This window comes from Allobosea sp. GW823-FHT02B03, from assembly GCF_058797755.1.
The window spans coordinates 66,043-79,575 of record NZ_JBXAJY010000005.1 but is presented as its reverse complement, the minus strand read 5'-3'; the positions used below and the strand labels follow the sequence as shown (position 1 = coordinate 79,575).

12 protein-coding genes and 1 pseudogene are annotated in these 13,533 nt (G+C 67.3%); 4 read left to right on the top strand and 9 right to left on the bottom strand.

The window, feature by feature from the left end; genetic code table 11:
• The first annotated feature begins 140 nt into the window (after nucleotides 1–140).
• Nucleotides 141–521 carry a hypothetical protein gene (locus AC1REK_RS17490; protein WP_066470305.1) on the top strand — a complete coding sequence of 127 codons (381 nt, stop codon included), beginning with the start codon at nucleotides 141–143 and terminating at the stop codon, nucleotides 519–521.
• Between the two features lie 12 nt (nucleotides 522–533).
• Here AC1REK_RS17490 and AC1REK_RS17485 read toward each other — a convergent pair whose 3' ends face one another.
• The 3 genes and pseudogenes from AC1REK_RS17485 to AC1REK_RS17475 all read right to left on the bottom strand — a co-directional run bounded on the left by AC1REK_RS17485 (nucleotide 534) and on the right by AC1REK_RS17475 (nucleotide 4,037).
• A complete protein-coding gene (locus AC1REK_RS17485) occupies nucleotides 534–1,400 on the bottom strand; it encodes a CDP-alcohol phosphatidyltransferase family protein (protein ID WP_316018925.1) in 867 nt (288 codons plus the stop codon).
• Between the two features lie 132 nt (nucleotides 1,401–1,532).
• Nucleotides 1,533–2,234: pseudogene (locus tag AC1REK_RS17480) on the bottom strand (phosphatidylserine decarboxylase); the annotation flags it as partial.
• 147 nt (nucleotides 2,235–2,381) lie between these two features.
• Complete coding sequence (locus AC1REK_RS17475) at nucleotides 2,382–4,037, bottom strand: FAD-binding dehydrogenase (RefSeq protein WP_492269062.1); 1,656 nt, start codon at nucleotides 4,035–4,037, stop codon at nucleotides 2,382–2,384.
• 203 nt (nucleotides 4,038–4,240) lie between these two features.
• Between AC1REK_RS17475 and AC1REK_RS17470 the strand changes: the two genes are divergently transcribed.
• Both AC1REK_RS17470 and AC1REK_RS17465 read left to right on the top strand, forming a co-directional pair.
• Nucleotides 4,241–5,209 carry an SDR family oxidoreductase gene (locus AC1REK_RS17470; RefSeq protein WP_492269129.1) on the top strand — a complete coding sequence of 323 codons (969 nt, stop codon included), beginning with the start codon at nucleotides 4,241–4,243 and terminating at the stop codon, nucleotides 5,207–5,209.
• A gap of 95 nt (nucleotides 5,210–5,304) precedes the next feature.
• Nucleotides 5,305–5,709 (top strand): hypothetical protein, encoded by a 405-nt coding sequence (locus AC1REK_RS17465; protein ID WP_492269063.1) that lies wholly within the window; start codon nucleotides 5,305–5,307, stop codon nucleotides 5,707–5,709.
• Nucleotides 5,710–5,768: 59 nt separating this feature from the next.
• Here AC1REK_RS17465 and AC1REK_RS17460 read toward each other — a convergent pair whose 3' ends face one another.
• The 3 genes from AC1REK_RS17460 to AC1REK_RS17450 all read right to left on the bottom strand — a co-directional run bounded on the left by AC1REK_RS17460 (nucleotide 5,769) and on the right by AC1REK_RS17450 (nucleotide 8,991).
• On the bottom strand, nucleotides 5,769–6,272 hold the full coding sequence (locus AC1REK_RS17460) for a hypothetical protein (RefSeq protein ID WP_492269064.1): 504 nt from the start codon (nucleotides 6,270–6,272) through the stop codon (nucleotides 5,769–5,771).
• Between the two features lie 90 nt (nucleotides 6,273–6,362).
• Entirely contained in the window at nucleotides 6,363–8,273 is a 1,911-nt protein-coding gene (locus tag AC1REK_RS17455; RefSeq protein ID WP_492269065.1) for an ABCB family ABC transporter ATP-binding protein/permease, read from the bottom strand.
• A gap of 94 nt (nucleotides 8,274–8,367) precedes the next feature.
• Entirely contained in the window at nucleotides 8,368–8,991 is a 624-nt protein-coding gene (locus tag AC1REK_RS17450) for a nucleoside triphosphate hydrolase (RefSeq protein ID WP_492269066.1), read from the bottom strand.
• 167 nt (nucleotides 8,992–9,158) lie between these two features.
• On the opposite strand from AC1REK_RS17450, the gene AC1REK_RS17445 reads away from it, so the two are divergent.
• Nucleotides 9,159–9,494 carry a hypothetical protein gene (locus AC1REK_RS17445; RefSeq protein WP_066470320.1) on the top strand — a complete coding sequence of 112 codons (336 nt, stop codon included), beginning with the start codon at nucleotides 9,159–9,161 and terminating at the stop codon, nucleotides 9,492–9,494.
• Nucleotides 9,495–9,613: 119 nt separating this feature from the next.
• On the opposite strand, the gene cimA is transcribed toward AC1REK_RS17445, so the two are convergent.
• The 3 genes from cimA to cysS form a co-directional block, all read right to left on the bottom strand.
• The gene (cimA, locus tag AC1REK_RS17440; protein WP_492269067.1) at nucleotides 9,614–11,209 is read right to left on the bottom strand and encodes a citramalate synthase; all 1,596 of its coding nucleotides are present in this window, start codon (nucleotides 11,207–11,209) and stop codon (nucleotides 9,614–9,616) included.
• 106 nt (nucleotides 11,210–11,315) lie between these two features.
• Entirely contained in the window at nucleotides 11,316–11,900 is a 585-nt protein-coding gene (locus tag AC1REK_RS17435) for an endonuclease domain-containing protein (protein ID WP_492269068.1), read from the bottom strand.
• Nucleotides 11,897–13,366, bottom strand: coding sequence for a cysteine--tRNA ligase (gene cysS / locus AC1REK_RS17430; RefSeq protein WP_492269069.1), 1,470 nt, complete (start codon nucleotides 13,364–13,366; stop codon nucleotides 11,897–11,899). The genes AC1REK_RS17435 and cysS overlap by 4 nt, the downstream gene beginning before the upstream one ends.
• Nucleotides 13,367–13,533 lie beyond the last annotated feature (167 nt).

The window sequence follows — 13,533 nt, the reverse complement described above, 5'->3', positions numbered from 1 at the left end:
AGATAGCGCATATTTTATTCACCGCATCGCATTGCACAATCAACGCTGCACTGCCACATTCGACCGCCCGCGGCACTGCAGCCGCCCTCGGAGCGCGCGCCGCCCAGCGCCCTCCCCTTGCCTCGCGGAGATATTCAGACATGGCGACATCGCGGAAACGCCCGGATTCCGTCTCCGCGGGAGCGCAGACGCAGGCCATCGTCGCCAAGGTGGTGACGATGCAGGCCGATGCCGGGCTGACCATCGCGATGCGGCTGCCGATCCTGATGAAAGGCGCCTTCGGCGACGCGAGGGGCCAGCGCGAGGCCAGCAAGGCCGTGGTCGAGAAGGTCTCGGCCGTGATGGAGAGCAGCTTCGCCATCGGCCATGCCGCCACCCTGTTCTGGCTGAACATGGCGATGACACCGCTGACGCCGGGCGCGCTCGGCGAAGCGGCGGCCAAGGCCGCGCACAACACGCTGGAGCCGTTCTCGAAGCGCACCCGCGCCAATGCCAGCCGGCTGTCGGGCCGGCGCAGCTAGAACGAACGGGAGCTAGCGCTCCGCCGTCCCGGGCTCGTCCGCCGCAGCGACTGGCAGCGCCGCCTCGGCGGCAGGGTGCTGCTGCGCTGCATATTCGCGTTCGAGCTTGCGATAGCGCGCGACGCTCACCGGAATCAGCCCGAGATAGGCGACGACGATCAGCGTCAGCATCTCGAAGGGATAGGCGAAGAGCAGGCCGGCGACGACGACCACGGCGACGAAGATCGGCAGCACCTGGTCACGCGGGACGCGGGTGCCCAGCGTCTTGCCGGCATAGCAGGGGATTCGCGAGATCGTCAGGAAGGCGATGAAAAGGATGTAGAGGCCGACGAACGGCGCGCCATAGTCCTGCACCGGGACGCCGATGAAATGCAGGTAGAGCGGCAGCATCGCGGTGATCGCGCCGGCCGGAGCCGGCATGCCGACAAAGAAGTTCTTCTGCCATTCCGGACGGTTGGGATCGTCGATCATGACGTTGAAGCGCGCGAGCCTGAGCGCCATGGCGCAGGCCAGCGTCAGCACCGCGATCCAGCCGAAGGATTTGAGGTCGTGCAGGACGAAGATCCACAGCACATAGCCGGTGGCGACGCCGAAATTGACGAAATCGGAGAGCGAATCGAGCTCGGCGCCGAAGCGCGAGGTGCCCTTGAGCATCCGCGCCAGCCTTCCGTCGACGCCATCGAGCGCCGCGGCGATCAGGATGCAGATCGTCGCCGTCTCGAGCTTGCCCTCGACCACCAGCCGCATCGCGGTCAGGCCCAGGCAGAGCGCCAGCAGGGTGATGACGTTAGGCGCGATGAGCCTGAACGGGATCGGCTTGAAGCGCGCGCGCTTGGTTTCGACGCGCTCGGGTTCGAAAGGGGGGAAGAGATCGCTCATGCCAGCCGGAATACGCGGTTTTCAGGCGGCAGGCTAGGCGGGGGCGGCACGCCTTGCCCGGCCTGAGCCGAGCATTCCCTGGAAAATTTCCCGGGCCTGCGTTCCGCTCGGCCCGGGAAGGATGGCGCGATCTCAGATCGCGCGGAACACGCGGTCGGTGTCGTTGGCCGAGAGATCGGCCAGCACGGTCTCGCCGGAGATCATGGTCTGGCCCTCGCTGACCAGCGGCGTCACGCCCTGCGGCAGGTAGACGTCGACGCGCGAGCCGAAGCGGATCAGGCCGAAGCGCTCGCCGGGGGCGAGATGGTCGCCCTCCTTGACGAAGGGCACGATGCGCCGCGCGATCAAGCCGGCGATCTGCACGACCCCGACGATGCCGGCCTTGGTCTCGATCGCCAGCGCGTTGCGCTCATTGTCCTCGCTCGCCTTGTCGAGCTCGGCATTGAGGAAGAGGCCCGGCGTATAAGCCATCTTGGCGATCCGGCCCGAGACCGGGCTGCGGTTCACATGGCAGTCGAAGACGTTCATGAACACCGAGATGCGCAGCATCGGCTCGGCCGGCAGCTCGAGCTCGGGCGGCGGGAGGGCCGTGCCGATCTGGCTGATGCGCCCGTCAGCGGGCGAAACCACCAATCCTTCGCGTTGCGGCACGATGCGGACGGGATCACGGAAGAAATAGCAGATCCACAAGGTGATCAGCGTGCCGAGCCAGCCGAACGGGGCCCAGAGCTGGCCGAGCACCAGCGTCGCGACGGCGCCGATGGCGATGAAGACATAGCCTTCCTTGTGGATCGGCACGATCAGCTTGCGGACGGAATCGACGAGCGACATTGGGTGGCATCCTGTTGGTCTTGCTGGCGCACCGCGCCGTCATGGCCTTGCCTTCGCGGCCAGGTTGCGGCCGCCGGGCAGAGGACGCTGTTTAGGGGCTCGCGGGCCGCTCGGAAAGAGGCGTCTCTGACGCGGGCAGAATCAACGCCTTCAGACGACGGCCTGCGCAGCAGCCCTCCCGGCCGCGCGGCCCGAAAAAATGCAGCCGCCGAGGAAGGTTCCTTCCAGCGCCCGGTAGCCGTGGAGGCCGCCGCCGCCGAAGCCGGCGGCTTCGCCGACCGCGTAGAGGCCCGGCACCGGCGCGCCGTCCTCTCCGAGCACGCGGGCGGACAAATCGGTCATCAATCCGCCCAGGGATTTGCGCGTCAGGATGTTGAGCCTGACCGCGACCAGCGGGCCATGGGCGGGGTCGAGGATGCGGTGGGGCTTTGCGGTGCGGATCAGCCGGTCGCCGAGATAGGCGCGTGCGCCGCGCAGCGCCGTAACCTGCAGGTCCTTGCCAAAGGGATTGGCGGCGTCACGGTCGCGCGCCTCGATCTGCGTCCGCAGATGCGCCTCGTCGATCAGCCCGGCGCCGCCGAGCGCATTCATGCGCGCGACCAGGCGGGAGAAGTCGGTCTCGACGATGAAGTCTTCGCCCTTGTCCAGGAAGGCCTGGACCGGCGCCGGCATGCCGGCCCGGGCACGTTGGATGACCTGGCGCCAGCTCTTGCCGGTGAGGTCCGGGTTCTGCTCGGAGCCGGAGAGCGCGAATTCCTTGGCGACGATGCTGCGGCTGGTGACGAACCAGGAATGATCGAAGCCGCTGCGGCGCAGATGTTCGAGCGTGCCGAGCGTGTCGAAGCCGGGAAAGAGCGGCACCGGCAGGCGGCTGCCGCGGGCATCGAACCAGAGCGAGGACGGGCCGGGCAGGATGCGGATCGCGTGAGCCGGCCAGATCGGCGCCCAGTTGGCGATGCCCTCGACATAGTGCCACATCCGGTCGCCATTGATCAGCTTAGCGCCGGCACCTTCCGCCACCGCGAGCATCGCACCGTCGACATGGGCCGGCACGCCCGACAGCATCCGCTTCGGCGGCTCGCCGAGGCGCCGCGGCCAGTTGCGGCGGACGAGTTCGTGGTTGCCGCCAATGCCGCCCGACGCGACGATCACGGCCTGGGCCCGGATCGCAAAGCTGCCCGTCACCGTGCGGGCGCTCGCCTGCCCGCGTTCGGCCGCGCTCTCCTCCAGGATCTCGCCCTCGACGCCGTCGACAGTACCGCCGCTGCGGGTCAGGCCGGTGACACGGTGGCGGAAGCGCAGTTCGATCAGCCCCCTCGCCTCGCCTTCGGCGACACGGCGCAGGAAGGGTTCGAGCACGCCCGGGCCCGTGCCCCAGGTGACATGGAAGCGCGGCACGGAGTTGCCGTGGCCGGTGGCGAGATAGCCGCCGCGCTCGGCCCAGCCGACGACGGGGAACCAGCGCATGCCCTGCCGGTGCAGCCAGCTGCGCTTCTCAGCCGAAGCGAAGTCGAGATAGGCGTCAGCCCATTGCCTCGGCCAGTAATCCTCCTCGCGGTCGAAGCCAGCCGAGCCGAACCAGTCCTGCCTGGCCAGCGCCAGCGAATCCCTGATGCGCAGCCGGCGCTGCTCGGGCGAATCGATCAGGAAGAGCCCGCCGAAGGACCAGTGCGCCTGGCCGCCGAGCGAGGCCCGCGGCTCCTGCTCGACGATGATCGTCTTGCGGCCGGCATCGGCGAGCTCGGCGGCAGCGACGAGGCCGGCGAGCCCGGCACCGACGATCACGACATCGGCGTCCTCAGCCATCTTCCCCCCTCGCTCGCCCCACGGCTTTCGCTTTGGCGCCGAGCTTGCCGAGAATTCGCGAAGCCGCAAGGGCCGCGGCGTCACCGCCGGGGAACTCTCGCTGCAGCGACACGTTGCGCCCCTCAGTAACGAAGGACGATGACGAGGAGGAAGCCATGGCGAAGGCCGCAACCAAGCGGAAGGAAGACAAGCCGGCCAAGGCGGTGAAGGCGGCGACAAAGCAGCAGCGGCGCATCCAGAAGCAGATCGCGCGCGCCGACGCCCGGCCGAAGAAGCGCCGGGACAAGGCGAGCGAGAGCGGCGCGATGCAGGCCGGCGCCCGGCTCTACCCGGTGCCGCCCTTCGAGCGGCAGCATCAGGCCAAGCCGGGTTCGGAGGCCATCCTCGACCCTGCCCCGATGTACGACGCCCCGTTCTACAAGGGCTCGGGCAAGCTCGAAGACAAGGTCGCCCTGATCAGCGGCGGCGATTCCGGCATCGGCCGGGCCGTGGCGGTGCTGTTCGCGCGCGAGGGCGCCGATGTCGCCATCCTGCATCTCGGCGAGCATGAGGACGCCGCCACGACGCTCAGCGCAATCAAGGCGGAAGGCCGGCGCGGGCTGGCGATCTCAGGCGATGTGCGCGATGTCAGCTTCTGCCGCGATGCCGTCGCGCAGGTGGTCAAGGCGTTCGGCCGGCTCGACGTGCTCGTCAACAACGCCGCCTTCCAGGTCCATTCGCCGCGCTTCGAGGATCTCAGCGAGGAGCATTTCGATACGACGATCCGCACCAACCTGCACGGCTATTTCCATATGGCCCAGGCCGCCCTGCCCCATCTCGGCAGGGGTAGCGCGATCATCAATACCGGCTCGGTCACCGGGCTGGAGGGCAGCAAGGAGCTGATCGACTACGCCACGACCAAGGGCGGCATACACGCCTTCACCCGCTCGCTGGCCGCGCATCTCGTTCCCCGCGGCATCCGCGTCAACGCGGTCGCGCCCGGCCCGGTCTGGACGCCGCTCAACCCGTCCGACAAGACTGCGGAGAACGTCGCCGAGTTCGGCTCCCGCGTGCCGATGGGCCGCCCGGCGCAGCCCGAGGAGATCGCTCCGGCCTATGTCTTCCTCGCCTCGCCGCAATGCTCCAGCTACATCACCGGCGAGATCCTGCCGATCATCGGCGGCCATGGTTGAGCCCGATCGCCGCCGCGAAATGATCATCAAAGATTTCGGAACGGCTCCTGCACCGACGGGTTGAATCCCCAAGCGTTATCGACAGGAGATCGACGATGAAACCTCTGAAGATCAGCCAGATTGCGGGTGTTCTTGCTGCAGGAGCGCTCGCGCTTTCTTCCGGCGCGGCCCTGGCGCAAGGCGTCGACCTCAGGCCCGAGAACAGCGGGCCGAAATACGAGCGTGGCCCGACCAGCTGGGACAATGCACCCCAGCGCGGCAACACCTATCGCGCCGACGATTACCGACCGCGCTATGATTACCGGCCAGACTACCAGCGCAGCGAAGCCGTGACGCAGCGCGAGGCGCTGCGAATCGCCAGACGCAACGGAGTCAGTGAGGTCGACGGCGTTCGCTGGAACGGCAATGCCTGGGTGATCGACGGCGCCGACCGGCGCGGCGACGAGATGCGCGTCGAGATCAACTGGCGCGGCGAAATCGTCGACGTCGACCGCGACTAGCCCGCTTTCAGAGACGAACCACCTTGAGCGGCCCCAACGGGCCGCTTCCTTTTTGCGGCTCAGACGGCGCGCAACGGCGCCGAGTTGCCCGAGGAGCGCTTTGCCGCCAGCACCGTCAGAACCAGGAAGACCATGAGCGTCAGGGCCTGGGCGATGGCGAAGGGCGGCTCGGCCTGCGTCGGCGCCATGGCGTTCAGCGCCGGCACCTTGAGGAAGAGCTGCGCGATCAGGACGAAGATCAGCAGGTAGAAGGAAAGCATGGCGGTGATGGCGTACGTCCGCCGCCAGCCACCCTGCAAGCCGCGCGCGTAGAGGGCGATGGCGGCGACCGCGAGCAGCACCAGCGAGATCGCCCCGACGATATGCGAGGGCAGGACGCCGCTGAACGGGAAGAGGAAACCGGTGGCGCTGGTCGCGATCGCCGTCCAGAGGAAGATGCCGTTCCAGCGCGGGCTGAGATGGCCCTTAAGCAAGGCCGCCGCCGCCGGAAAGCCGGCGACGATGGCGATCAGGCTGAGCCAGGTGTGGAAGCCGACAAGCGTCGTCGGATCGAGCACGAACATGAAGAAGCGCCCTCATTACCCAAGGGCACTCTGCGCTTCGTCCCTGCGGCTGCCAAGCCACAATTTCGAGCAGATCCAATCTTCGCGCGATCAATCCGTCAGGCTGACGCGGACGCTCTCGCCCTCCTCCGCCGTGGCACGCTGCAGCGTCGCCTTGGCTTCGTCGACCTGGCGCTGGCGGTTCCAGAGCGCGGCGTAGACGCCGTCCGCCGCGAGCAGCTCGCGATGGTGGCCGCGCTCGACGATCAGCCCCTTGTCGAGGACGATGATCTCGTCGGCATTGATCACGGTCGAGAGCCGATGCGCGATCACCAGGGTGGTGCGGCCCTGGCTGACCCGGTCGAGTGCGTCCTGGATCTCCTTCTCGGTGAAGGAATCGAGCGCCGAGGTCGCCTCGTCGAGGACGAGGACCGGCGGCCCCTTCAGGATGGTGCGGGCGATGGCGACGCGCTGCTTCTCGCCGCCGGACAGCTTGAGGCCGCGCTCGCCGACCGAGGTCGCATAGCCTTCGGGCAGCGTCCTGATGAAACGGTCGATCTGGGCGAGGCGGGCCGCCTCCTCGATCTCTTCCTGAGTGGCCTCGGGGCGGCCATAGCGCAGATTGTACTCGATGGTGTCGTTGAACAGCACCGTGTCCTGCGGGACCATGCCGATCGCGGACCGCAGCGAGACCTGCTGGACGGCGGCGATGTCCTGTCCGTCGATCAGGATGCGCCCCTTCTGCGGCTCGTAGAAGCGGAAGAGCAGGCGCGAGATCGTCGACTTGCCGGCGCCGGACGGGCCGACGATGGCGATGGTCTTGCCCGCCGGCACGGAGAAGGAGATGCCGCGCAGGATCGGCCGCTCCGGCACATAGGCGAAGTGCACGTCCTCGAAGGTGACGGAACCGGCCCGAACGTCGAGTTCAGGCGCCCCCGGCTTGTCCTGGATCTCGGGATCGCGGCCGATCAGCGAGAACATCTGCTCGATGTCGAGCGTCGCCTGCTTGATCTCGCGATAGACCGTGCCCATGAAATTCAGGGGAATATAGAGCTGGATCAGCATGGCGTTGATCAGCACGAAGTCGCCGACCGTGTTGGTGCCGGCCTGGAAGCCGCGCACGCACATCACCATCGAGATGGTGAGCCCCGCCGCGAAGATCGCGGCCTGGCCGAAATTGAGCCAGGCGAGCGAGGTATAGGCCTTGATCGAGTTGCGCTCATAGCGCGCCATGGAGAGATCGTAGCGCGCCGTCTCGCGGGCCTCGGCGCCAAAGTACTTCACCGTCTCGTAGTTGAGCAGCGAATCGATCGCCTTGGCGTTGGCGTCGGTATCGGACTCGTTCATTTGGGCGCGGATGGCGATGCGCCATTCCGTGGCCTTGATGGTGTAGGCCATGTAGCCGACGACCATGACGACGAGCACCACGACATAGCGCCAGTCGAACAGCCAGAGCAGCACGGCGACGATCAGCGTGACCTCGATGATCACGGGCACGAGCTGGTTGAGACCGAGGCGGACCATTTCTTCGATGCCGTTGCGGCCGCGCTCGAGCACGCGCGTCAACCCGCCGGTCTTGCGCTCGAGATGAAAGCGCAGCGAGAGATGGTGGAGATGGCCGAAGGTCTGCAGCGCCAGCGTGCGCACCGCATGCATGAAGACCGGCGCGAAGATCGCGTCGCGCAACTGGATAAAGGCCGAGGAGCCGACGCGGGCGAAGCCGTAGATCACCGTCAGCGCCAGCGGCGCGCCGACCAGCCAGGGCAACCAGGCCGCGAGCGTCGTCGGCGTGCCGGCGAGGGCATCCGTCGCCCATTTGAAGGTGAAGGGCACGCCCATCAGGACGAGGCGGCCGACGACAAGCAGCGCGAAGGCGATCACCACCCGGCGGCGCAGATCGGCCCGCTCCGGCGGCCAGAGATAGGGCCAGAGCGCCTTGAAGGTGGCGACGAAGCCGGAGCCCGGCTGGAGCACGGCCGAGCGCGCGAAAGGCGCCGGGGACGGCGCGGCAGGCGGGGACATTGTCACTCTTCCAAATTGAAGCGCCGATATAGGCCAGTTCTCCCGCAAATGCAGGGGGCCGGAGGAAATAACTCTCGCGAGGAATGCTGGCCCTTCAGGCGACCCGGTCGTGGTTGTGCCAGACGATGTCGGCCGGGCGGCTCTCCGCCAGGACAAGGCGCGCATTGGGCAGATCGTTGCCCGCCACCCAGGCCCGCGCCGCCGCCGGCTCGCGGCCGTGATGCGTCCAGCGCGCGAGCAGCCGGCGCTCCAGCTCGTCGAGCGGCACGTCGATGAAGACCGTCAGGTCGAAGAGCCGCGCAAGGCGGGCCCAGGGTGCGCGGTCGAGCAGAAGGTAATTGCCCTCGACCAGCACGATCGGCGTCGCAGCCGGCACGATCGCCGCCCCGGCCCGGGCGAGATCGGCAGCACGGTCGAAGAGCGGCACGGCGACATCGGCATCGCCGGCGCGCAGCCGGAGCAGGGTCGCTTCCAGCCCGGCGCAATCGAAGGTTTCCGGCGCGCCCTTGCGGTCGCTCAGGCCCATGGCGGCGAGCACCGCATTGTCGAAATGGAAGCCGTCCATCGGCACCAGGGCCGATTCGGGCAGCAGCTTCGCAAGCCGGGCCGACATCTCCGACTTGCCGGCTCCCGGTGGCCCGGCGATGGCGACGATGATGCGCCCTGCTTCGCCGGCCTTGGCGCGGATGCGCGACGCAACATGCGCGATATCGACCATGATCGCGCTCCCCTGCGCCCGAAATGCCTGTTGCCGCGCGATGCAGGCGCTCCTGTCAGGCTCCGCTCCCTGCCATGAAGTGGCGCCGATCAGGCCTTGTTCTCGTCGCAAGGGCAATGCCAGACTGGCCTCAAGGCCTTGAAGGCTGAGACCGGGGACGAAAGCTCATGAACCTTCGCCGTGTATTGCCGACCGCCTGCGCGCTCGCGCTCCTGCCCGCCCTGCCTGCTCTGGCTCAATCCGCCCGCCCGCCGGCGCAGGTCAAGATCACCAATGCCCGTACGGTGCCGCTCGAGTCGCTGGAGATCACAACCACGGGCGAACAGCCCCGCCTCGTCGCCAAGCTCGCCAAGCCGCTGGCGCCCGGCAAGAGCATCTCGCTGAAGCTGAACAAGCCCGCCGGCTGCACCTACTACCTGCTCGGCAAGTTCAGCGACGACAGCGAAAGCGACAATGACGGCATCGATCTGTGCAAGGAAAGGTCGCTGCGCCTGACCGAGTGACGGGCGAGCCGGCGGCGGCGCACCCGTCATGCTCGGACTTAACCCGAGCATCTCCGAACCCAGATGGTCATGTGTTTCTCGGGCCTGCACTGCGCTCCGCCCGAGAATAACGGCGCGTCCTACGCCGTCGCGCCCTCCCGCATCAGCTTGTAGACGATCGAGTCGGTCAGCGCTTGGAACGAGGCGTCGATGATGTTGGCGCTGACGCCGACCGTGGTCCAGCGCTCGCCCTTCTCGTCAGCCGATTCGATCAGCACGCGCGTCACAGCATCGGTGCCGCCCTGGAAGATGCGGACCTTGTAGTCGACGAGGCGCAAGCCCTCGATCAGCGACTGGTAGCGGCCGAGATCCTTCCGCAAGGCGATGTCGAGCGCGTTGACCGGGCCGGAATCGCCCTCCGCCGCCGAGATCAGCACTTCCTCACCGACCTTCACCTTGACGATCGCCTCCGAGAAGGTGACGAGCTCGCCAAGCGCATTGTGCCGGCGCTCGACATTCACGGCGAACCGCTCGACCCCGAAGAATTCCGGAACCTCGCCGAGGATGCGGCGCACCAGCAGGTAGAAGGAGGCATCGGCGCCCTCGAAGGCATAGCCCTGCGCCTCCTTGTCCTTCAGCTCCTCCAGCACCCGCGAAAGGCGCGGGTCATCGCGAGCGATCGTGACGCCGACCCGTTCGAGCTCGGCCAGCAGGTTGGACTTGCCGCCCTGGTTGGAGACCAGCACCTTGCGGCTGTTGCCGACCGCCTCGGGCGCGACATGCTCATAGGTGCGCGGGTCCTTCAGCACGGCCGAGGCATGGATGCCGGCCTTGGTGGCGAAGGCCGAGGAGCCGACGAAGGGGGCGTGGCGGTTCGGGGCGCGGTTCAGCATCTCGTCGAGCGCGCGAGAGACATGGGTGAGCTCGCCGAGGCGATCATCCTCGACGCCGATGGAGAAGCGCTCGCGATAGCGGTCCTTGAGCTTCAGCGTGCCGATCAGGGTCACCAGATTGGCGTTGCCGCAGCGCTCGCCGAGCCCGTTCAGCGTGCCCTGGACCTGGCGGGCGCCGGCTTCGACCGCCGCGAGCGAGTTGGCGACGGCGCAGCCGCAATCATCATGGGCGTGGATGCCAAGGTTCGCGCCCGGCACGACCTTCGCCACCGCGGCGACGATGGCACCGATCTCGTCCGGCAGCGTGCCGCCATTGGTATCGCAGAGCACGATCCAGCGGGCACCGGCCTCGTAGGCGGTGCGGGCGCAGGCGAGCGCATAGTCCGGATTGGCCTTGTAGCCGTCGAAGAAGTGCTCGCAATCGAGCATCACCTCGCGGCCCGCCGCCTTCGCCGCCGCGACGCTCTCGGCGATCCCGGCGAGATTCTCCTCCAGCGAAATCTCGAGCGCGACATGGACATGGTAGTCCCAGCTCTTGGCGACGAAGACGATAGCGTCGGCCTTCGCCTCCAGCAGTGCGGCGATGCCGGGGTCGTTGGCCGCCGAGCGCCCTGCCCGCTTGGTCATGCCGAAGGCCGCAAACTTCGCCTGCCGCGTCGGCTTCTGCTCGAAGAAGGCGGTGTCGAGCGGGTTGGCGCCGGGATAGCCGCCCTCGACATAGTCGATGCCGAGCTTGTCGAGCATCGCCGCGACCGCACGCTTGTCGTCGAGCGAGAAGTCGACGCCGGTGGTCTGCGCGCCGTCGCGCAGCGTCGTGTCGAAGAGATGGACGCGGGCGCTCATCGCCGGGCTCTCAGGCGATAACGCAGCACCTTCGGCATCACCATGGCGAGCATGACGAGCTTCATCGCGATCGAGAGCGAGCCGGCGGGGCGAATACGGGGCGGGTTCATGCGCTTCTTCCTTCTTGGTTCGATGATGTTTCAGGCCGCGTCGCCACATCGATCTCCGGCTCGTGGATCGTAGCGCCGTCGAGATCGTGCCAGAGCGTATCCCTGACCTCGTCAGGGCGCAGCGAGATGTCGGCATTCCAGAAGCGGCGGACGCGAAATCCCTGAGCGATCAGCCAGGCGTCGCGAGCCTCGTCATAGGCGCTTTCGGCATGCTGGCCGCCGTCGACTTCGACGATCAATCGCTTGGCCGGGCAGATGAAGTCGACGATGTAGCGCCCGATCTGCACCTGCCGACGAAACTTGAAGCCGCTGAATCGGCGGTCCCGCAGCAAATGCCAGAGCTTCCGCTCCGTCTCTGTCGGCTCCCTGCGCATGGTCCGCGCACGCTTCGTCAGGGTCTCCCGCGAAGCAGGCGCACGCTCCCCTTCTCCCCCTGCGGGAGAAGGTGGCCGCGCAGCGGCCGGATGAGGGGTCGCACTATCCTTTCCGGCCAGCTCCTCGCGGAGCCAGCGATCAGCGTCGCGCGACCCCTCACCCCAACCCTCTCCCGCAGGGGGAGAGGGGGTGCGGTCGCGGTTCATCGCTTCACTTCCCAGGTCGTGATCGCCTCGCCCGTCGCCGGGTCCTTGCCGTCCTTGAGCGCGATACTCATGGCGGCAAGCTCGTCGCGGATGCGGTCGGATTCGGCGAAGTTCTTAGCGCGCCGGGCCTCAAGGCGGGCAGCAATCAAGGCCTCAACGTTCGCGCGCAGGGCGGGATCGATCTGCGTCGTCGCAACCTGCGGCAGCGCTATGCCGAGCAGATCGAGGCTCGCCTTCAGCCCGGCGAAGTCACCGGCCTTGCGCAGCGCGTGCAGCTCGGCGAGCACCTGCGAGGTGTTGAGATCGTCCGACAGGGCATCGAGCACGGCAGCCGGGACCTTCCCGGCCGTGCTGTCGCCAGCGGCCGCGGACCAGTCGAGCAGCGTCCTCTCCGCTTCCTCCAGCGCCTTCACCGTCCAGTCGATCGGCTGGCGGTAGTGGGTGCGCAGCATGGCTAGCCTGAGCACTTCGCCCGGCCATTTGCGGCCGCCGAAGCTCTCGGTCGCGAGCAGTTCGTTGATGGTGACGAAGTTGCCGAGCGACTTCGACATCTTCTCGCCCTCGACCTGCAGGAAGCCGTTGTGCATCCAGACATTGGCCATCAACGGTGCGCCGCCCTCGCCGCCGAAGGCGCAGCAGGACTGCGTCAGCTCGTTCTCATGATGCGGGAAGACGAGATCGATGCCGCCGCCATGGATGTCGAAGACGTTCTTCGCGGGATCATCGCAAGCGAGCCCTCCGCCGAAGGGCTCGAGCAGCGCCTTCATCGACATGGCCGAGCACTCGATGTGCCAGCCGGGTCGGCCGGGCGTCGCGATGCCGGCCGGTGACGGCCAGCCGGGATCGATGCCCTCGCGGCTCGGCTTCCAGAGCACGAAATCCATCGGGTCGCGCTTGTAGGGCGCGACGTCGACGCGGGCGCCAGAGATCATCTCGTCGAGCGAGCGGCGGGCGAGCGAGCCATAGCGCGGCGCCTGCTTCATGCCCGCGACGGCGGGGACGTGGAAGAGCACATGCTCCTCGGCGACATAGGCGACGCCGCGGGCGATCAGCCGCTCGATGATCGCCTTCATCTCCTCGATATGGCCGGTTGCGCGCGGCTCGTCGTCGGGCCGCAAATTGCCGAGCGCATCGACATCGGCGTGGAACTGCGCCGTCGTCGTCTCGGTCACCTTGGCGATCGCCTGGTTCAGCGAAAGATCAGGATAATCGCGCGCGGCTCGCGCATTGATCTTGTCGTCGACGTCGGTGAGGTTGCGGGCATAGCGGACATGGGCTTCGCCATAGACATGCCGCAGCAGCCGGTAGAGCACGTCGAAGACGATGACCGGCCGGGCATTGCCGATATGGGCGTAGTCATAGACCGTCGGGCCGCAGACATACATGCGGACATTGTTCGGATCGACCGGGGCGAAAGCCTCCTTGGTCCGTGTCAGCGTGTTGTAGAGCCTGAGTTTCGGCTGCATCGAAGCGGTGTCCTGACGAAAAGGCGACAAAAACGGCGTATCCTGGCCGCTGGCCGGGGCGCTGTCTGTCTTTTCGTTGGGACGAGGACGTGAGCAGCCGGCCAGCGAAAGCTAGCGGCAAATAATGCAGATAATGGCGAGGGCTCGCGTCATCGTCTCGTGAATGC

What these genes read in the sequence shown, in the direction of transcription:
- cysS (WP_492269069.1), bottom strand. Translation starts at nt 13,366, where the DNA reads ATGCAGCCGAAACTCAGGCTCTACAACACGCTGACACGGACCAAGGAG.
- cimA (WP_492269067.1), bottom strand. Translation starts at nt 11,209, where the DNA reads ATGAGCGCCCGCGTCCATCTCTTCGACACGACGCTGCGCGACGGCGCG.
- AC1REK_RS17460 (WP_492269064.1), bottom strand. Translation starts at nt 6,272, where the DNA reads ATGTTCGTGCTCGATCCGACGACGCTTGTCGGCTTCCACACCTGGCTC.
- AC1REK_RS17445 (WP_066470320.1), top strand. Translation starts at nt 9,159, where the DNA reads ATGAACCTTCGCCGTGTATTGCCGACCGCCTGCGCGCTCGCGCTCCTG.
- AC1REK_RS17465 (WP_492269063.1), top strand. Translation starts at nt 5,305, where the DNA reads ATGAAACCTCTGAAGATCAGCCAGATTGCGGGTGTTCTTGCTGCAGGA.
- AC1REK_RS17485 (WP_316018925.1), bottom strand. Translation starts at nt 1,400, where the DNA reads ATGAGCGATCTCTTCCCCCCTTTCGAACCCGAGCGCGTCGAAACCAAG.
- AC1REK_RS17450 (WP_492269066.1), bottom strand. Translation starts at nt 8,991, where the DNA reads ATGGTCGATATCGCGCATGTTGCGTCGCGCATCCGCGCCAAGGCCGGC.
- AC1REK_RS17455 (WP_492269065.1), bottom strand. Translation starts at nt 8,273, where the DNA reads ATGTCCCCGCCTGCCGCGCCGTCCCCGGCGCCTTTCGCGCGCTCGGCC.
- AC1REK_RS17490 (WP_066470305.1), top strand. Translation starts at nt 141, where the DNA reads ATGGCGACATCGCGGAAACGCCCGGATTCCGTCTCCGCGGGAGCGCAG.
- AC1REK_RS17475 (WP_492269062.1), bottom strand. Translation starts at nt 4,037, where the DNA reads ATGGCTGAGGACGCCGATGTCGTGATCGTCGGTGCCGGGCTCGCCGGC.
- AC1REK_RS17435 (WP_492269068.1), bottom strand. Translation starts at nt 11,900, where the DNA reads ATGAACCGCGACCGCACCCCCTCTCCCCCTGCGGGAGAGGGTTGGGGT.